Origin of the sequence: Pandoraea commovens (assembly GCF_024704525.1) — a bacterium.
GTDB lineage: Bacteria > Pseudomonadota > Gammaproteobacteria > Burkholderiales > Burkholderiaceae > Pandoraea > Pandoraea commovens.
The window spans coordinates 3,073,597-3,093,140 of sequence record NZ_CP102780.1; the positions used below are offsets into that span (position 1 = coordinate 3,073,597).

Below are 19,544 nucleotides of genomic sequence, written 5' to 3' on the forward strand. Positions count from 1 at the left end.
CTCAAATCTCCTGAATCGGAATGGTCCGCTTGTTCTTCTTGACCGGATTGAACAGATTGCCGGTGTCGTTGCCGGTCGAGCAACCATTGCCAAACGAGAAGCCGCATTCGGCATGTAGCTCGAAGGCGTTCTCCGCATACTCACGGTGCGCCGTCGGAATGACGAAACGATCCTCGTAGTTGGCAATCGCCAGATAGCGATACATCGACTCGATCTGCGCCACTGTCAGCCCGGCTTGCTGCAAGACGTCATCCGCCTGCACGCCGTCCACATGCCGCGCACGCATGAACGCCCGCATCGCCAGCAACCGTTCGAGTGCGAGCTTCACCGGCGCTTCGTCGCCGGCCGTCAGTAGATTCGCGAGGTAGCGCAGCGGAATGCGCAAAGACGCCACGTCGGGCAGCGCGCCATTCATACCGAGATCGCCGCTATTGGCTGCCGCGTTAATCGGGGAGAGCGGCGGCACGTACCACACCATCGGCAACGTGCGGTACTCCGGATGCAACGGGAAGGCAATGCGCCAGTCGATCGCCATCTTGTAGACGGGCGACGCCTTCGCGCCTTCGATCCACGCATCAGGTACGCCGTCGAGCTTTGCCTGCGCAATGACGGCAGGATCGTTCGGATCGAGGAACACTGACAACTGGGCTTCGTACAGGTCTTTTTCATCGGCCACGCTGGCCGCTTCGCTAATGCGGTCGGCGTCGTAAAGCAAGACGCCGAGATAACGGATGCGTCCGACGCACGTCTCGGAACACACGGTCGGCTGGCCGACTTCAATGCGCGGATAACAGAAGATGCACTTCTCCGCCTTGCCGCTATGCCAGTTGTAATAGATCTTCTTGTACGGACACCCCGAGACACACATGCGCCAGCCGCGGCACTTGTCCTGATCGACCAGCACGATGCCGTCTTCCTCGCGCTTGTAGATCGAACCCGACGGACACGACGCCACGCACGCCGGATTCAGGCAATGTTCGCAAAGGCGCGGGAGGTACATCATGAACGTGTTTTCAAACTGTCCGTAGATATCCTTCTGCACCGCTTCGAAGTTGTAGTCCTGCGAGCGCTTGGCGAATTCGCCGCCGAGAATCTCTTCCCAGTTCGGCCCCCACTCGATCTTCTCCATGCGCTCGCCAGTGACCAGCGAGCGCGGGCGCGCCACCGGCATGGCCTTCGCATCCGAGGCCGTTTGCAAATGACCGTAGTCGTACGTAAACGGCTCGTAATAGTCGTCGATCTCCGGGAGATGGGGGTTCGCAAAAATGCTCGCAAGCAGCTTCAGCTTGCCCCCTTGCAAGGGTTCGAGTTTGCCGTTGGGTTTGCGCGTCCAACCGCCGCGCCAGCGCTTCTGGTTCTCCCAGTCCTTCGGGTAACCGATGCCCGGTTTGGTCTCGACGTTGTTGAACCACGCGTACTCCATGCCTTCGCGGCTCGTCCATACGTTTTTGCAAGTGATCGAGCAGGTATGGCAGCCGATGCACTTGTCCAGATTGAGCACCATTGCAATCTGAGCGCGCACTTTCATTGGCGTTCTCCGGTCGGGGGCACGAGAACCTGGTCGGCGGTATCGTCGAGCCAGTCGATTCGATTCATCTTGCGCACCACCAGAAACTCGTCGCGATTCGAGCCGACGGTGCCGTAGTAGTTGAAGCCATACGAAAGCTGCACGTAACCACCGATCATGTGCGTGGGCTTGACGCTGATGCGTGTGACCGAGTTGTGGATGCCGCCACGCGTGCCGGTAATTTCAGAGCCCGGCGTGTTCACGATCTTCTCCTGCGCGTGATACATCATCACCGCGCCGCTCGGAATGCGCTGACTGACCACCGCACGCGCGCACAGCGCACCGTTCGCGTTGAAGCACTCGATCCAGTCGTTGTCCACAATATCGAGCGAGCGCGCATCGTCTTCCGACATCCATACGATCGGGCCGCCGCGCGACATCGTCAGCATCAGCAAGTTATCGGTATAGGTGCTGTGAATACCCCACTTCTGGTGCGGCGTGAGGAAGTTGAGCACCTTTTCCGGATTGCCGTTGGTGCGCTGACCGAGCATATGGGCATAGCTGCCCGTGTCGATGGGCGGCTTGTACACACACAGCGACTCGCCGAACGCCCGCATCCACGGATGGTCCTGATAGAGCTGCTGACGTCCGCTCAGGGTGCGCCAGGGCACGAGTTCATGGACGTTGACGTAGCCCGCGTTATACGACACGTGCTCCGACTCTATCCCGCTCCACGTAGGCGACGAGATGATCTTGCGCGGCTGCGCCTGAATGTCGCGAAAGCGAATCTTTTCATCGGCGCGGGTTTAGGCCAGATGCTGATGCGAGAGACCGGTGACCCTGGACAACGCCTGCCATGCGCGTACGGCAACTTCGCCATTGGTTTCCGGTGCCAGCGACAAGATGACTTCGGCCGCATCGAGTGCAGAATCGATGCGCGGGCGGCCGTGCGACACCCCCTCGTCCGTCACTTTGTAATTCAGCTTGCCGAGCAGGTCGATTTCCTCGTGCGTCTCCCACTGGATGCCCTTGCCACCGTTGCCCAGCTTGTCCATCAGCGGGCCGAGCGACGTGAACTTGCGATACGTGTTCGGATAGTCTCGCTTGACGACGACCACGCCCTGCGCAGTCTTGCCCGGCACAGGATCGCACTGCCCCGCGCCCCAATCCTTTACCTCGTACGGCTGCGCGAGTTCGCCGGGTGCGTCGTGAGCAATAGGGGCGAGCACCACGTCCGTCTCGTCGCCGAGATGACCGTCGCAGAGTTCCGAGAAGCGCTTTGCGAGGCCCTTGAAAATGTCCCAGTCGCTGCGCGCTTGCCACGCGGGGTCAACGGCAGCTGACAGCGGGTGGATGAATGGATGCATGTCGGACGTGTTCAGATCGTCCTTCTCGTACCATGTGGCCGTCGGCAGCACGATGTCGGAATACATACACGTGGTCGACATACGGAAGTCCAGCGTCACGAGCAGATCGAGCTTGCCCTTGGGCGCTTCATCGCGCCATTTGACTTCCTCCGGACGCGCCCCATGACGCTTGCCGATGTCTTCGCCCTGCACGCCGTTGGTCGTGCCGAGCAAATGTTTCAGGAAATACTCATGCCCCTTGCCGGACGACCCCAGCAAGTTCGACCGCCAGACGAACAGGTTGCGAGGGAAATTGTCCGGATGATCGGGGTCGGTACACGACATGCGCAGCGTGCCGTCTTTCAGGGCGTTCGCGACAAACTCACCTGCCCTGGCGGGATCGGGCAGGGAGCGTCCGACCTCCAGCGGATTGGTTTGTAACTGGGGGGCCGTCGGCAGCCATCCCATGCGCTCCGCTCGTACGTTGTAGTCGATGGGACGGCCGTGGAACGGCGTCTTGTCAGCCAGCGGCGACAGCAGGCCGGACGGGTCGCTGTTGTCGTATCGCCACTGATCGGTATGCGCGTAAAAATACGACGTCGCATTCATCTGACGCGGCGGACGGTGCCAGTCCAGACCAAAGGCGAGCGGCGTCCAGCCTGTTTGCGGTCGCAGCTTCTCCTGACCGACGTAATGCGACCAGCCGCCACCGGACTTGCCGATACATCCGCACATCACCAACATATTGATGATGGCGCGATACGACATATCCATGTGGAACCAGTGGTTGATCCCAGCGCCGATGATGACCATCGACTTGCCTTGCGTCTTGTGCGCGTTCTCGGCGAACTGACGCGCCACCGAAATCACGTCCTCACGCTTCACTCCGGTGATCTTCTCCTGCCATGCAGGCGTGTACGGCACATCGTCGTCGTAGGTGTGTGCGATGTGTTCTCCGCCGAGACCCTGATCGAGGCCATAGTTGGCGACGAACAGATCGTAGACGGTGGCGACAAGTACTTCGCCTTCGGTCGTCTGAATTCGTCGAACACCGACGTTACGGCGCTGAATCGACGCATGCGACGTGCAGGTGAAATGCGCATGCGGCTGATTGCCGAAGTACGGAAACTGCACCGCGACAACCTCGTCGTGCCCTTCGACCAGACTGAGTCGCGCCTTGATCGGCTGACCCTCGGGTCCTTCCTCGCGTAGATTCCACTTGCCCTTGTTCGCTTCGTCAGCCTGCGACCAGCGATAGCCGATCGAACCGACCGGGGCGACGAAGTCACCGCTCAGCTCGTCAATGACGACGGTCTTCCAGTCGGCGTTGTGCGGCTGACCCAGCGCGCCGTCGAAATCTGCCGCACGCAGTTGACGCTCCGGCACATATCCATCGCCCTGTTTCACCAGACGGACAAGACACGGCATGTCTGTGAGGCGACGGCAATAGTCGATGAAGTAATCGCTCTTGCCTGCGAGATGGAACTCATTGAGGATCACATGGCCCATCGCGAGCGCCAACGCTGCGTCGGTCCCCTGCTTCGGATGCAACCACAGATCGCCAAACTTTGCGCCTTCCGCGTAATCGGGGAAGATCGACACGATCTTCGTGCCCTTGTATCGCACCTCGGTCATGAAATGCGCGTCCGGCGTGCGCGTTTGCGGCACGTTCGAGCCCCACATTACGATGAACGTCGAGTTGTACCAGTCGGCGGATTCGGGCACGTCCGTCTGTTCGCCCCACGTTTGTGGCGATGCCGGCGGCAGATCGCAATACCAGTCGTAGAAGCTCAGACACACCCCGCCGATCAGCGACAGGTAGCGCGCGCCGGCCGCGTACGACACCATCGACATTGCGGGAATCGGCGAGAAACCGGTCACACGGTCCGGACCATAACGCTTGACCGTGTACACGTTGGCCGCCGCGATGATTTCGTTGACCTCATCCCATGAGGCGCGCACGAAGCCGCCGAGTCCGCGACGCGACTGATACGCGCGACGCGAGGTCTCGTCGCCGACGATGGACGCCCACGCCTCGACCGGTGGCAACGTCTTGCGCGCCTCGCGCCATCGGGAGACGAGCGCGCTGCGCACGAGCGGATACTTCAGGCGGTTGGCGCTGTAGAGATACCACGAGTACGAGGCCCCGCGCGAGCAGCCGCGTGGCTCGTGGTTCGGCATGTCGGGACGGGTGCGAGGATAATCGGTCTGCTGTGTTTCCCAGGTGACGATGCCACCTTTGACATAGACCTTCCAGGAGCAGGATCCGGTGCAATTCACGCCGTGCGTGGAGCGCACGATCTTGTCGAATTGCCAGCGTTGGCGGTAAGCGTCTTCCCAGCGGCGGTCTTCGTCTGTCGTCGCACCGTGCCCGTCGGAGAACTGCGGCCGGGACGACGTAAAGAAACGAAGACGGTCAACGAAGTGACTCATGGCGTTTCCCTTGCTTGAGCCGGTGCAGAGACCTGCACCGACAGGCGAGCGAAAGCAGGAACGCCACGCGATTCCGAGTGTTCTGGGGGGCGGTCCCGCCGGCATTATGGTAACGACTGCGCAGTCGGGTCTTCAGTTACGGGGCGATTATTGCCTCGTTGCGGACGTCATGTAAAGCACGTCGAACTGAAGTCTTGCGCTGGCTCAACGGGACGCGATTTTTTTCGCCATGCAGCAACGGCGAAACCGGATTTCCGGTAGGTTTGCGCCAGCCGTTTAGTGGTGATCGAAGATGGATCGAATTGTTACCTTGTCCACGCTCTACAGCTTTTAACGCGGGCCGCTATATCTAGCAGGTCATATCTTTCGGCGACACAGCGAATCTCCGGAACCATGAAAAGCGATGATCGTCGCGTTGAATTTCCACCCGCGTCGCAGCCGCGCCCGAGGCACTATCAGGGTCTGATAGTCGCATTGCACAACGAAACGATCACGTGCGCCGGGCGAGCACTTCGTCTCTCGGTCCCGCGTCTACGACACGACCGCTTTCCATGACCACGACGGTGTCGAAACGGCTAAGCAAACTCGGCCGGTGCACGGACGCCACAATGCACGCCGTCGGAAACGCGTCGTACATGCGGTCGAACACGCGCCCTTCGGCCAATGGGTCGAGTGCGCTCGTCGGCTCGTCCAGCAGCAACAGCGAGCTCCCCCGCGCCGCCAACGCACCGCGCGACAGCGCAAGCCGTTGGCGCTGCCCACCGGAGAGATTGCTACCGCGCTCGTTGAGCGTACTCGACAGGCCGTCCGGGAGATGTTGCAGCACGTCGTCGAACACGCCTGCATGCACGGCAGTGTGGAGCGCCTGTGCATCGGCGGGTTCACCGAACGTCAGGTTCTCTTCGACGCTCGCCTCGAACACTTCGGCTTCCTGGGGAATCAGCGTCGCCAATGTGCGCAGGTCCGACCAATCGGCGACGTCGCCATCGCGTAGCAGTTCGCCATGTTGGGGAAGGTAAAGACCGGCAAGCGTTCGCAGCAAGGTGCTTTTTCCACCGCCACTCGGGCCGATGAGCGCTACGCGCGATCCGCGTCGAAGCGTGAGATCGACGCCACGCAACCCGCCGCGCGCATCGTCGGAATAGTTCCACGAGACGTTGCGTAGCGTCAGCGTTTGCCACGGCGCGTCCGCGATGACCGCCGGGACGACGGCATCCGGATCGCTCGGGGCGTCCCATATCGGCTCGGCGCTGCCGTAGTCCGTGTGCATCCGCGCGAAGCTCTGAAAGTTAGACGCCATCGCACCGACCACCGTCGCCGCCTGTTGCGCGTACTGGTAGATCATGAATACCGTGCCGAGCATCACGGCCTGTCCCGGTTCGCGCGACTGCAACACGTAGACCACGACGAGAATCCAGGTCAGCCCCATGCCCAGAATGTCGACGGCAAACCACTTGCCTTCGTTGACCGTCACCGTGCGGCGTAGCGGCACCATCACAGCGTCCATCCGGTGTCCGAGCAGCTTGCGCGATGCCGCCTGCAAGCGCAGACCGATCACCGTGCCCGCGTTACCGACGAAATCGAGCAATGCCGCTGCATAGCGCCGCTCGGCATCGTTCTCCGCACGCGCGAGCTGCATCAGTACGCGGTCGAATCGAAGGATGATGATGGCGATGACGACATACCCGGTCACGGCAATCGCACCGCTGGTGCGCGACAACAGCGCCAGTGCGACCAGCGGGCCGACGAAGTTGAATACGCTTTGCAGATAACCGAACTGGTTCTGCGCGAAGTCCGACAGTGCGCGGCTGGACTGCACGACGCGATGCTGCAACTCGCCCGAATGTCGACCGTCTCGCCATGCCAGCGGCGCGGCCGCAATGCGTGCATACAACTGATCGGCCAGACGCAAGCGCACCCGAACGCCGACGTTACGCTCAAGAATTCGCCCCGGTCCGTGCAGTAACCATGACAGGAGATAAATGCCGACGAGGTAGACGATCCAGCGTCCCGCGACCGTCATATCGCCCTGTTGAAGCGCATTGATGGCCTGCGCGGCGAGCCACGGCATGGTCAGCCGGAGCAACTGTGCCACTGAGAGCAACCCCGCTGCGCCCAGCAGATGCATGCGTACGCCCTGCGCATGTCGCCACAGCGCGCGATACAGGTCACGAGCGGCACTGCCGAGTCCGATGGCAGGTTTGCGCGGGGAAGCCTCTGGCGCCGTCATGCGTTCTTCGCTCCTAAATTTGGAAATAGCTGAGATATCGCCGTGCGGTGCAGGCGCGACCGGTCAATATAGGGGAAAAATCTGTGGAAGTCCCGCTTACAGGGTCGAATGCACGTGACTGTCGGGCGCGTGAGCACCTGCGCTGCCCACAGCGTCCGGTGGCATCGCCGTCGCCGTAACGGCGATGGGCACTGGCACGGCCTCCGGCGGCGTGCGGGCGGAAGACCCTGCGACGTAGTAGAAGCGCAATGCCGCATCCGGATAGTGATACGGCACCATCGCCAGATTGACCGCGCAGGAGTCGCAGAACGGCAGACGCGAACACAGCACGATCGAGCGAACGACGTTTTCGCCAGCCGGATGATCCGCGTAGATCTGCGCCAGAATCAGGCGCTCGGTATCGAGCGTACGGGACTTCGCAGTGCCGGACGCGGCGTGGTATGTCGGCAGATTGGCGTCGGCGACGACAAAGCGCAATTCGGGTGGCTCAGTGGGATACGCCTGCGCGCGAGCGCGTGGACCCTCGCCTTGCTGCGTGATGACATTGTTCTCCCGTTCGAGATAGGCGCGCCCGGCGTCGACGAATCTCACCGTGGGGGAGTTCGTCGGTAGTACACGCCGCTGGAGCCCCGAGAGGCAGTAGTAGATCGTCCGTGTGCCGTCCGCGAGCGTGACTTCCGCAAGTGCGATGTTGGCGTTCAGCGACACGAGGCGCATATCATCGTCGACGTCGCGCGCGGCTCGGGCCTCGCCTGACACCAACGATTGAAGGTCCGGCATGCCGGGAAAGACCTCCTCGAACAGCGCGAGCACATCACGGGTCGTTTGCACGTCGCCGGTGAAGGGCAGTTGCGACCATACGGCCAGTGGCGACGGACGCGATATGAAGTTGCGTGCCATGGCTCCGATGAACGCGTCCGCCTGACCGGGATAGCGCTGCCAATGCGACCAGAGACGGTTGAACATCGGAAGCAATGCCGGATCGACATCGGGAGATGAGCGCGCGCGGGAACCATCGAGTTCATCGCCGCCCGCGCCCTCCCCGCTATCAGCGCCTCGCGCTGAAGCTACATGCCACTCGATGGCATGCGTGAGCTGCCCCACAGCTTCGCGGGCTTCGGCGACCGACAGCGGAACATCCTCCAGCCCCTGCCACACGTCGGACGGTGAAGGCGCCTGCTCCCACATGCGCAGATACAGTTGCAACAGCGTGCGCGTCTCACCGTACGAGATCGTTGGCAGAACGCTCGCGCTCTCAGCCGCCGCACGGTGATGCTGTGCGATCCAGTATTCGCGGATATCTCGATGCCCGACGTGGCGATACTGCAAACGCACTCGCCCCGGCGCACCGCCCGCCTCTCCCACATTCGCGCCGGGCAACGTGAAGCGGTAATAGACCTCACGGGACAACTGCACCACGCCGTGCAATACCTCGTGACGGTCGCGATACGTGCCGAAGGGCGCCGCGACATGCATGTTCCCGAGCGTGAGACGAACGCGGCGTCCGCCCACCGGTCCGGCAGTCGTCGCCTGCTCGAAGTAGCCGAGTTCGCCCTCCAGCGCTCTTGCGTAGACGTCACCCGCCACCAGTGGGGAATTCGACGTCACCTGTGGGACGCCCTGCGCGTCGAATTCGCCCAGACGTCCAAAAGCGAAGAACTGCCGTCGTCCGTCCCCGGCTTCGAACGGCTGCGAATACACCGCGACCCGCAGACGCGCCAGCGGCGATGCCTCAAGCACCTGGTGCTGCGTGACTGTTGCGCCCTGCTCGGTGACAGATACCTCACCGTCCCGTTCGGTATGGCACTCCAGACACATGCCATCGACATCGATACCGACGCCGCGCGAAATGCGGCATAACGCGAGCGGTCCGAGTTCGTTGCGCATTTGGTCTAACGGACGCAGGTCGGAAGCGTGCTTGCGCGTGCGGGCGACGGTTGTGCCATATAGCGTCCCGTCGACATCGAAGACCTTCACGCCGTTCTGCGTGAGGTCAGGCCGATACTCGACATAGACGTTTGCGGGCAAGACCCACTGCACGCCGCGTCCGAGCGGGCCACTGAACGACTCGTGCGGGAACGTCGCCAGCGCGGGGAGCGGCGGCGAAGCGACGACATCGGCAACCTTGACGGGACTTGCAGGCCAGAGGTGCCGCAGCAATGTGATGGCATCGTCGTGGAACCCGCCGGTTCCGACTACGGCGGCGAGGCACTCGAGCCCGGACGCACTCAAACGTGTTGCCAACGCCCGTGCGCCGCCAGCGTCGTCCATCGCACTTCGCCGGGAACGTGACCCGAGCCTTTCATTCGACGGTTCACCGCGAATCACCGTCTCCAGCAGGATTTCGGCGACCTCCTCCATGTCGGGCGATTCAAGCACCGGGGTGTCGGGCGACGGCCATCCCGGCGACACCGTTGCACCGGCCCGCATCGATACGAACCGTATCGTGTCGGTGTCATCGATCTTCTCAGCAATCGAGGCCCATCGGTCCCCCCAGAACAACGGACCCAGTGTCCGCTTGATACAGTCCACGTCGGACGGGCTCCGCACCCGACAAGCCGAGAGCGGCACGACGAGTGCAGACGCCTGCTCGGCGAGCGTGAGCGCGAACGGTCGCCAGCGGCCCTGTTCGTCGCGCAAATTGAGCGTGATGCCGGACGATGCGAAGTAAATGCTGGGCGGTGGCCAGCCCTTCGTTCCCTTGTGGCTTACACGTAGCGTCATGTACCGGGGACGCAGCACCTCGGCGTTCGCGAACGCTTCGCGCGTGTCGTGATCGGCGTTGGCCACGGCGTCGCGGATCATGGCGACGACCACCCGCTGCAAGTCCTCCCGATAGGCGGACAGCCCCATGCGAAGCGCCGCGTCGCTGTCGGCTGCGGGCGGCGACATGCCAATCGCCAATGCGCTCCGCGACGGCAGGCATTGAGGTGCGACACCGCCGTTATCCTCACGAGCCGGACGCAACTTGAGCAGCGTGTGAATGCCGGTGATGGCCTGAGAGTGCGCCAACGTCGCTGGGGGTTCGGTGCTGACGACGGGCGACGCCGCCCGGCTCCTCCCCATCGCCCGCAAACCGGTGAAAGGCCCTCTCGGCACGCCCGCCGCAGCCAGATTGGCGACGCTTGCGACACTCGCGACCGCCAGCAGCGTCACCGCGAACGCGGCAGCGGCCGCCTGATTGCACGCGTCAGCACGCGTCGCACGCGACGACTCGACGTTGCCGCGTTGTACCCGTGCGCTGTTGCGCACCTGTCTGCGGGGCAATGCGCACCCCGCGCGCCAGTCGTCCGCAAGGGCATGGCAGCGCCTGCGCGGTGGCGCATCGCGCACGTGAGCGGTTGGACGATGGGCATGGTGTGGCATCGATGGATGCATACGAGTCATGAAGCGTCTCTCCTGAGTGTCGGGCCGCCAGCGGCCGCCATGCGAAGGCATGGCAGATCGCCGCAGGCGGCACGGGAGCCAACGCTATCGCGCCGACACGCCACACGATTGCTGAAACGAACCGGCAACTGTGCCGGAATAGCCGATTGCCCCAATCTCGTCGCGAGATTGGGAAACTCATGACGACGCGCAGCGCGTGGCGGGACGCATCGCCGCGCAACGGCGTGACATCCGGACGTGCTACCGTCATGACATCGACACCCTCTCTTGAACGCGCCGTGCCCGACCGGTCTTCGTCCAACCTCACACCGTCCTCCGCCACCGCTGCGGGTCCGCGCGCCGCACTCGACGTGCTACGCGCGTTCCTCGTGCTGGGGCTGACCAGCTTCGGCGGTCCCATCGCGCACATCGGCTACTTTCGCCGCGAATTCGTCACGCGACGCCAGTGGCTTGACGACGCAAGCTTTGTCGATCTGGTCGGCCTGTGTCAGTTCCTGCCCGGCCCGGCGAGCAGTCAGGTCGGCTTTTCCATCGGGCTGCTGCGCGCAGGATGGCTGGGCGGTCTTGCTGCGTGGTGCGGTTTCACGTTGCCGTCGGTGTGCGTGCTGCTCTTGTTCGCCATACTCGCGCCACATCTCGGCGGCACGGTCGGCGATGGCGTCGTGCACGGGCTGAAGCTGGTGGCAGTCGCCGTCGTAGCGCAAGCCGTCTGGGACATGGCGCGTCGGCTATGCGCCGACGTACGGCGGGCGGGTATTGCGCTGGCGGCGATTGCCATCCTTGCCTTGACGACGACGGTCTTTGCGCAGCTCATCGTGATCGCTTTCGGCGCAGCGCTCGGCTATTTGCTGCTCCGCACATCGAACGCCACCCCGGCGTCTCCGGCCATACCGACACTGCGATTCCACATTTCGCACACGGCGAGTGTGTTGTCTCTCGCGCTCTTTGTCGCATTGCTGGCTGGCCTGCCCCTCTTGCATCAGTGGACGAGCGGACGCGCCATCGCCATCTTCGATGGCTTCTACCGCTCGGGCGCGCTGGTCTTCGGTGGCGGCCATGTCGTGTTACCGCTGCTTCAGGCGCAGACAGTCACGACAGGATGGGTGTCCGCGAACGACTTTCTTGCAGGCTACGGCGCGGCGCAGGCCGTGCCCGGCCCGCTGTTCACGTTCGCGTCTTATCTCGGGTGGATGTCGGGCGCACCGTCTCACGCATGGCTGGGCGCGACACTCGCCACGCTCGGCATCTTCTTGCCGGGACTTCTGCTGGTGATCGCGGCGCTCCCGCATTGGCAGACGCTTCGGACACGGCCGTCGACAGCGGCCATGCTCGCGGGGGTTAATGCTGCGGTCGTGGGGATTCTGGCATCGGCGTTGTATTCGCCGGTGTGGACCAGCGCCGTTCACAGCGCTGCCGACGTCGTGCTCGCCGTCGTTGCCTTCGTGCTGCTGATCCGATGGAAAACCCCGCCGCTGGCGGTCGTCGCGTTGTGCGTGATCGCCGGTGCGACGGGGCTTGTCTGACGCCTTGGTGCGACTTACTGACCGTCCGACGTGCGCTCGATACGCAGTCGCTCCACCGACTTCGCTGCCCGGTTCACGTCCGCCGTGTCGTGCCACAGCGGCTTACGGCCGAACGACGTGTACATCTCTACCTGATCCGCGTAGTGCGGCGAGCGGGTGCCGTCCGGCGCGATGAAACCGCTCTGCCCCGGCGCGACGATGTCGAACGCCTCGACCTTTGCAGCGCTACCCTTCGGCCCGAACACGATCAGGTCGTTCTCCGTGCCCCGGTTCATGTAGACGGGCGTACGCACCGCTTCCGCCGCATTGGCCTGCGGCACGCCGAAGAAGTTGTTCGCTCGGAACGTCAGCGGCACCGTGGGCGCACGCCATGCCGCCATGTCGGGGCCAAGTTTCGTCTTGAGGGACGCGATGGTGTCGTCCAGCGCCGCCAGAATGACGTCGTCCTGACGCTTGCCGTCGAAGATGTCGAACGTCTGCGGCACGCCAGCCTTGTCACCGCGCAACGCCTCGTACAGCACCTTACTGCCGTTGCCGATATTGAGCGAACCCGTCGGGCCGTCCTGCGGGGCGGCGTAACCGCTCGCGAGGAACCATTTGTCGTACGGTGCGGGCACGACCTGACCCAGCGTACGCTTGAGCATGGCGCTCAGCCAGGCGTCCATGACAGCCGGACCTGCCGTGTCGTAATGGCCCGTGTGCTTCTCATCGCGACTCAGCCCATTCCATGCGGTCAGTTGGATAGCGAGTTGACGGCGTGCGTCGCTGGCCGGGAGGTTCGCCGTCGCGCGTTCGATGAACGGCAGGAAGTGACGACGATTGACATCCACCGCGCTCGTATCCTTGAGGATCTGCCACATCTCGTCGACACCGAGTTTGTCGTGCGCTTCGATGCGTTTGTCGATCTCGACCACGCGGTCAGCGCCGCCCCACAGGAACGCGAACAGATCGCTCGCCGGGTAACCCTTCTGTGGCGAATTGTTCCAATTGGCGATCCACCCCTGCTTCGGGTTGTAGACCTTCGGATTGGTGGAAAACGGCAGCAGTCCCTTCCAGTCCCACTCGCCCGTGCCGGGCACCGGCAAACGCGGATCGTGGCCGGGTTGACGTGCCGGATATGCCCCCGTGTGGACGTAGCCGATATTGCCGGACACGTCGGCGTAGTACCAGTTGATGGTCAGCGCGTGACGTGCGGCCTGCGCCGTCCACGACTTCCAGTCCTGCGCCTGCGCCTGATGCGTCCATGCAAGCAGCGACTGCACTTCGAGGCCATCCCACGCACGCGCCTTGGCGTAGGCGATCGGCTGCTTTGCGTCGCGTTGCATGACGATGCCGTGCACGGTGCGGTACACCTCCTGCACGACCGGCTCTCCGCCCTTCACCTTGATGATCTCGACGCGCTTTTCCATGTCGTGCCACTGACCGTTGTGGAAGTAGCGGTTCGGATTGGCCGGGTCGAGCTTCTCGGCATAGATATCGATGTCGTCGCCGAAGCCAGCCGTCGAGCCCCAGGACACCTTGCCGTTATGACCGAACAGAATGCAGGGGTAGCCAAACGGCGTATTGCCGACGAGGTCGAAGCCCGCGCCATGCAGACCGATGCCGTAGGTGTAGGCCGGTGCAAACCAGCCGAACTGCGGGCCGTTGAGCATGATTGCGCGGGCGTCGCGGGCTTTGCCCTTGCCGACGATCCACATATTGCTCGTCGTGGGGAAACCGGCGAGACCCGGCTGCCCCGACTCGGCAAATTGCGCGAGCATCGTCGCGGCATTGGTCTCGGTGTCCTGATGCAGGAGCGCGCCGTCGTTACCACGTGCCAGTCGCGCGAACATCGGTGCCGGCCCGTCGTAGCGTGCGAGCGGTTGCATGGGCGCGCCGGTAGCCGGGCCGACCTTCACCGGATAGGTGCCTTCCGACGCGGGGACCGTCGACGGCGCATCCGGATTGACGATCCACTTCAGCTCGTTGAACAGCGCCATGCCCTTCTGCGCGCCGTACTTGTCCTTGAGTGCGGTGAGCAGCGCCAGGTTGTCGATCTCGCTCGTCGCATCTGAGAAGCGATTCGCCATCGTGCCGACGAAGACCATTGCGACGTCGAACGCGTCCCAGTTCGTCGGCTGGAAACCGAAGTCGTTGAATTGCTTGGGCATGCGCTGGCCTGGCTGCGCGCGGATCTGCGCGATCCATGCGTTCATGCCAGCGGCATAGCCGTCGAGAATATCCCGCTCGCGTTGCGGCAGATCGGCCAGTTGGCGACGGATCGACGCGGGCCAGTAATTGCCGCGAATCGACTTGTCGAAGTCCACGAACTTCTCGCCCAGCACTTCCGCCACCGTGCCCTGCGTGCTGCGTCGCGCCATCTCCATCTGGAACAGACGGTCCTGCGCAATGGCATAGCCGTAGCCGTAGAACAGCGCGTATGTCGTCGACGCGTAGATGTGCGGCACACCGAATTCGTCGCGCTTGATGGTGACGTCGGTACGTCCCGGCACTTTGTCGACGGCGGTGGCCGTCGGTGCGCCCGGCGCGGCAGTCACAACGCTCGGCGCGACCAGCGCCAGACTCAGCAGCGCCGCCGAGACGCTTGCAGACACCAGCGAAACCCGACTACGGCCGGGACGCGCAGCTTGACGTCGAATGCCAGTGGATGTTGCATTCACTGAAACAGGCGAGCGGAAAATCAAAGTCATCAATGTCTCCGTAGTTTTTTTGAGAAAGCGCATTGAAGCCTAACATGACAAAAACCGACCGGTCGGTTAATTATTCCCAAGATAACTCGACAGTTATCTGTGGCTTGCGTAGCGTATGGAGCGGTCGTGAATCGTCCCGACAGATCGCAAAGACTTGACCTGCCCCTTGGGGACGGCTTGACGATGGCGTCACCCCGACAAACACCAAGAGGTGAACGATGAAGGATTCTGTGATGCGCCTGAATGCCTCCGAGGCAGCGCGGCGGCTTGGCGTCTCGAACAAGGCGCTTCGACTGTACGAGCAGCACGGTCTGCTGTCGCCGAAACGATCCTCGGCCGGTTATCGCACTTATGGCAGTGCAGAGATGGCGCGCGCGTCCGAAGTTGTCGCACTGCGGGCACTGGGCTTGAGCCTCGCGCAGGTCGCGGGTGTCTTGAAGGGCAATGTGCAAACGTTGTCGACAGCGCTTGAAGTGCACGAACACGCGCTCGATGTCGAGATCCGGGAGCGACTGGGTCGACTGGAGACGGTGCGAAGCCTTCGCGCCGGGCTCGCCAGCGGCAGAATGCCCGCTCACGGCGAACTACCAAGTCTTGTCGAACAAGCGGCACCGAGTGTCGCCTTCGAACTCCCCTGGCCTTGGGGCGGCGAGTGGTTCGAAATGCGCGACATTCGTCCGTTGAACTACATCATCGGCTCGCTGGGTAGCGGGAAGACACGACTGGCGATGCGTCTGGCGCAAGCCTTGCCGAACGGAGCGTTTCTTGGACTGGACCGATTGGACGCGCCGCGCTCGGCAGCTTCTCCATCGGCTTCGAACGACGATGCGCTGCAACAACGTGTCGATCGGGCGCTCATCTGGCTAAAGGATGACGGGGCCGAAGCCTCCGCTGCCCTGACGACTTTGCTGACGGCGTTGGAAGCTGATCATGCAGGTGCGCTTGTTGTCGACATGATCGAACAGGATCTGGCGCAGCCGACGCAGGAGGCGCTGATTCGCTATCTTCGCTTGCGGGCGCGAACACGTGCACATCCGCTCTTCATGATGACGCGCTCGTCGTCGATTCTCGACCTGAGCGCTGTCGGCAGCGGTGAAGCCATCGTCCTTTGTCCGGCGAATCACAGCCCGCCGGTGCGCGTCGCGCCGTATGCGGGCGCGCCGGGCTTCGAAGCGGTGGCGACGTGCCTTGCGTCGCCCGAGGTGCGCGCGCGCATCGCTGCGCCGCCGACACGGCTCTGACGACGCGCGTCGCTCACATCAGGAACGATCGTTATCGCAGCCGGAGACCGGCGGCGAGCCAGCTTCGGTGCGGGAGCGTGCCTGCGTGATGTTGCTGAACGGCGGCACGTCTTGCGTGAGCCACACATTGCCGCCAATGACGGAGCCTTCGCCGATGGTGACGCGGCCCAGAATCGTCGCACCGGCATAGATGACGACGTTGTCCTCGACGATCGGGTGACGCGCAAGGCCCTTGCGCGGGTTGCCATCGTCGTCGGCCGGAAAACGTTTGGCTCCCAGCGTGACCGCCTGATACACGCGCACACGCTGGCCAAGAATGGCCGTCTCGCCAATGACGACGCCGGTCCCGTGATCGATGAAGAAGCCTGCACCGATACGCGCGCCGGGGTGGATATCGATCCCGGTTTCAGAGTGCGCCTGCTCGGCGATGATGCGGGCGAGCAGCGGCAGTTCGAGCCGGTACAGCTCGTGGGCAATGCGGTGATGAATCATCGCGTGGATGCCCGGATAGCAGATCAGCACTTCGTCGACGCTACCCGCCGCCGGATCGCCCTGGTACGCGGCGAGCACATCCTGATCGAGCAATTCGCGAATCTCAGGCAGCTTGCCTGCGAATTGCTGAATGGCGGAATGCGCACGCTCTTCGATGAGCGTAGCCGTGATGGCGGCGTCGTGACGCGCCTTGTAGCGCCATTCGAGGCGCGCTTGCTCGGCCAGACCGTTCAGTGCGCTCGTCAGCGTGTGACCGACGTAATAGTTCTCGCCTTGCTGGTGCAAGTCCAGCGGGCCGAGACGCATGGGGAACAGCGCCCCCTTGAGTTGCACGACGATGTCTGCGAGACGTTCGCGCGAAGGCAGATCGCGGCCACCGGGTTCGAGCAGGCGTCGCTGCCCGTCGCGCCAGCGCAGGCGGGCCGAATGCAATGAAGAAACGATATCGTCGATGTCGAACGCTGCCACGAGGGGGACTCCTGAGAAGCATGGGATGCGGGGCGAGCCTGAGTCGCCACCGACATGGTCTTTTTTGGGACGCGCGTGCGCCAGTCAACGAAGCATAGCGGGTTTCGAAAGCACCTGTCCTGACGTGGTCTTATCGGGCGCCGCGCACCGAAACCCCTATGGGCGCTGACGAACTGCGCGATCCGGTCTCGTTCAGCCCGCTATCGATGCGCGCAAACGCAGGCTCAGCGCCTGTGCCGTCGCCCTATCCGGGATGTTGGTGAAGCCCAGGAGCAAGGCCGATCGCGAGGGCGCGTTGCCGTACCAGTGGCGCAGCCCATGCACCGCCAGCCCTTGCGCGTGGGCGGCAAGTGCGATGGTTTCGTCATTCTGTTCGGCGAACGCATGACGCAGATACGCCAGCGTTTGGATGCCGCCAGCCTGTGGTTGCACGTACAGGTCTTCACCAAACACGTCGGCCAGCGCATCGACGAGATAGCCGCGCCGTTCGGCGTACAACGCACGCATTTTGCGCAAGTGCCGTGCGAAATGTCCCTGCTCCATGAAGTCCGCCACCGTCGTCTGCACGTGGACCGCTCCCGGTCCGCCCAGTTGATTCGCGGCCTGCGTAAAGCGCTCGATATGGGCGTCGGGCACCACGAGGTACGCAAGACGAAGTCCGGGGAACAGCACTTTACTGAACGTGCCCGTGTACAGTACCCGCCCGTCGTGATCGAGACTCTTGAGCGCGGGTAACGGACGTCCGTGATAGCGAAACTCGCTGTCATAGTCGTCTTCCACGATCCACGACTGCTGTTGATTCGCCCATTCGAGCAGTGCGAACCGCCGGGGCAAGGACATCGTCGCCCCGGTGGGACTTTGATGCGTCGGGGTCACGACGGCGAAGCGGGCTTTCGGTGCAAGGCGCACGCCCTCGTCGACGTTAAGCCCCTCCTCGTCCACCGGGATCGATGCAAGGCGCATGCCGACGCTCGTCAGGAAATGTCGAGCGTAGGGGTATCCGGGATCTTCGAACCATCCTTGCGCGCCGGGCTCGATCAATGTCCGGCACACGAGATCGAGGGCAGCACGATAGCCCGCCGTCACAAAGACCTGCTGCGCGGAGCATACGATGCCGCGAGAGATACCGAGATAGGTGGCAATGGCATGGCGCAGCGGCGCGTACCCGGCAGGGTCCGGATAAGCCATCGACGCAAGGTCCATGACGCGCAGACTCCGTCCGGCCAGACGCACCCAGGTCTTGCGGGGGAACGCATCCAGAGCAGGAAGGCCCAGTTGAAACGGACGCGGCGCACCGACGGCCGCGAGTGCATCCCGTGGCGGGGGGATCGACGTCACTGCGGCGGTGACCGGCGCGGCAGTCTCGCTGAGATGCTCCAGACGTGGCGACACAAACGTTCCGGCTGCGCCGCGCGGCGTGAAATAGCCTTCGCTGGTGAGCATCTGATAGGCCAGCTCTACGGTGCCGCGTGCGAGATTGAGTTCGCTGGCAAGACTACGCACGGACGGCACGCGGTCTCCCGCCCGGAGTTTTCCGGAGGCGATGGCGTCGCGAAAGCGCCGATAGAGCTGGAGGTAGAGCGGCGCGTCGTCACCCGGTCCGGGTTTCAGGTGCGGGCTTAAAAGCGGAAAATCCATTCGCGATGTCCCATTGATTTCGTCAATTCTTGCATCTGATCACTAGGCCATGATTCTCGTAAATTGGTGACGTTGCGACAAGCCCCGCCTGCAGTTCGCATCAAGCTTAACCAATGCCCCTTGCTCAGTTCATTTCTGGAGAATTTCGATGAGTACGCTTCGCCTGTCCTATTTCACGCTGTCGAACGACGCCTATCAAGGGTTCGTCGCGACGAAAAAGGCGCTGGAGAAAAGCAGCCTCGGCAAACCGCTGATCGAGCTGGTTTATTTGCGCGTGTCGCAGATCAATGGATGCGCCTTTTGTCTGGAGATGCACAGCAAGGCGCTGCGCGCCGGTGGCATGGCCGACGCCAAGATCGACAGTGTCGGCGGCTGGCGCGTGAGTTCGCAGTTCAACGACCGTGAGCGTGCCGCCCTCGCCTGGGCCGACTCTGTCGGCGCCATCGATCGCACCAACGCCCCGGACGAAGACTTCAACCCGCTGCGCGAACACTTCACCGACGCGGAAATCGCCGACCTGACCTTCGCCATCGCTTTGATGAGCGCGTTCAACCGTCTGGCGATCGGGATGCGTCAGTAAGTCGCTCGG

At 63.0% G+C, this 19,544-nt stretch carries 9 protein-coding genes and 1 pseudogene; 3 read left to right on the forward strand and 7 right to left on the reverse strand.

Annotation, left to right across the window (positions count from 1 at the left end; genetic code table 11):
* Position 1: 1 nt before the first annotated feature.
* The 4 genes and pseudogenes from narH to NTU39_RS14150 all read right to left on the reverse strand — a co-directional run bounded on the left by narH (position 2) and on the right by NTU39_RS14150 (position 10,783).
* Positions 2 to 1,528: a nitrate reductase subunit beta gene (gene narH, locus NTU39_RS14135; protein ID WP_257957887.1), complete on the reverse strand. Its 1,527-nt coding sequence runs from the start codon at positions 1,526 to 1,528 to the stop codon at positions 2 to 4.
* Positions 1,525 to 5,286: pseudogene (locus NTU39_RS14140) on the reverse strand (nitrate reductase subunit alpha). Before NTU39_RS14140 ends, narH begins: the two are co-directional and overlap by 4 nt.
* Positions 5,287 to 5,776: 490 nt before the next feature.
* Positions 5,777 to 7,516 carry an ABC transporter ATP-binding protein gene (locus NTU39_RS14145; protein ID WP_150662703.1) on the reverse strand — a complete coding sequence of 580 codons (1,740 nt, stop codon included), beginning with the start codon at positions 7,514 to 7,516 and terminating at the stop codon, positions 5,777 to 5,779.
* Between the two features lie 96 nt (positions 7,517 to 7,612).
* Positions 7,613 to 10,783, reverse strand: coding sequence for a deaminase domain-containing protein (locus NTU39_RS14150; protein WP_257957889.1), 3,171 nt, complete (start codon positions 10,781 to 10,783; stop codon positions 7,613 to 7,615).
* A gap of 368 nt (positions 10,784 to 11,151) precedes the next feature.
* On the opposite strand from NTU39_RS14150, the gene chrA reads away from it, so the two are divergent.
* Positions 11,152 to 12,426 (forward strand): chromate efflux transporter, encoded by a 1,275-nt coding sequence (chrA, locus tag NTU39_RS14155; RefSeq protein WP_373275405.1) that lies wholly within the window; start codon positions 11,152 to 11,154, stop codon positions 12,424 to 12,426.
* Between the two features lie 14 nt (positions 12,427 to 12,440).
* On the opposite strand, the gene NTU39_RS14160 is transcribed toward chrA, so the two are convergent.
* Positions 12,441 to 15,116, reverse strand: coding sequence for a penicillin acylase family protein (locus NTU39_RS14160; protein ID WP_150662705.1), 2,676 nt, complete (start codon positions 15,114 to 15,116; stop codon positions 12,441 to 12,443).
* A 218-nt stretch (positions 15,117 to 15,334) separates the two neighbouring features.
* Here NTU39_RS14160 and NTU39_RS14165 point away from each other — a divergent pair, with 218 nt between their 5' ends.
* A complete protein-coding gene (locus tag NTU39_RS14165; RefSeq protein ID WP_257957891.1) occupies positions 15,335 to 16,357 on the forward strand; it encodes a MerR family transcriptional regulator in 1,023 nt (340 codons plus the stop codon).
* Between the two features lie 18 nt (positions 16,358 to 16,375).
* On the opposite strand, the gene epsC is transcribed toward NTU39_RS14165, so the two are convergent.
* Both epsC and pdxR read right to left on the reverse strand, forming a co-directional pair.
* Positions 16,376 to 17,317, reverse strand: coding sequence for a serine O-acetyltransferase EpsC (gene epsC / locus NTU39_RS14170; protein WP_150662707.1), 942 nt, complete (start codon positions 17,315 to 17,317; stop codon positions 16,376 to 16,378).
* A gap of 192 nt (positions 17,318 to 17,509) precedes the next feature.
* Entirely contained in the window at positions 17,510 to 18,955 is a 1,446-nt protein-coding gene (pdxR, locus tag NTU39_RS14175) for a MocR-like pyridoxine biosynthesis transcription factor PdxR (RefSeq protein ID WP_150662708.1), read from the reverse strand.
* 148 nt (positions 18,956 to 19,103) lie between these two features.
* Here pdxR and NTU39_RS14180 point away from each other — a divergent pair, with 148 nt between their 5' ends.
* A complete protein-coding gene (locus NTU39_RS14180; protein ID WP_150662709.1) occupies positions 19,104 to 19,535 on the forward strand; it encodes a carboxymuconolactone decarboxylase family protein in 432 nt (143 codons plus the stop codon).
* The last annotated feature ends 9 nt before the right edge of the window (positions 19,536 to 19,544 follow it).

Excerpts from the sequence above, each read along its gene's own strand:
- narH (WP_257957887.1), bottom strand. The coding sequence starts at position 1,528 with ATGAAAGTGCGCGCTCAGATTGCAATGGTGCTCAATCTGGACAAGTGC.
- NTU39_RS14145 (WP_150662703.1), bottom strand. The coding sequence starts at position 7,516 with ATGACGGCGCCAGAGGCTTCCCCGCGCAAACCTGCCATCGGACTCGGC.
- chrA (WP_373275405.1), top strand. The coding sequence starts at position 11,152 with ATGACATCGACACCCTCTCTTGAACGCGCCGTGCCCGACCGGTCTTCG.
- NTU39_RS14160 (WP_150662705.1), bottom strand. The coding sequence starts at position 15,116 with ATGACTTTGATTTTCCGCTCGCCTGTTTCAGTGAATGCAACATCCACT.
- NTU39_RS14165 (WP_257957891.1), top strand. The coding sequence starts at position 15,335 with ATGAAGGATTCTGTGATGCGCCTGAATGCCTCCGAGGCAGCGCGGCGG.
- pdxR (WP_150662708.1), bottom strand. The coding sequence starts at position 18,955 with ATGGATTTTCCGCTTTTAAGCCCGCACCTGAAACCCGGACCGGGTGAC.
- NTU39_RS14180 (WP_150662709.1), top strand. The coding sequence starts at position 19,104 with ATGAGTACGCTTCGCCTGTCCTATTTCACGCTGTCGAACGACGCCTAT.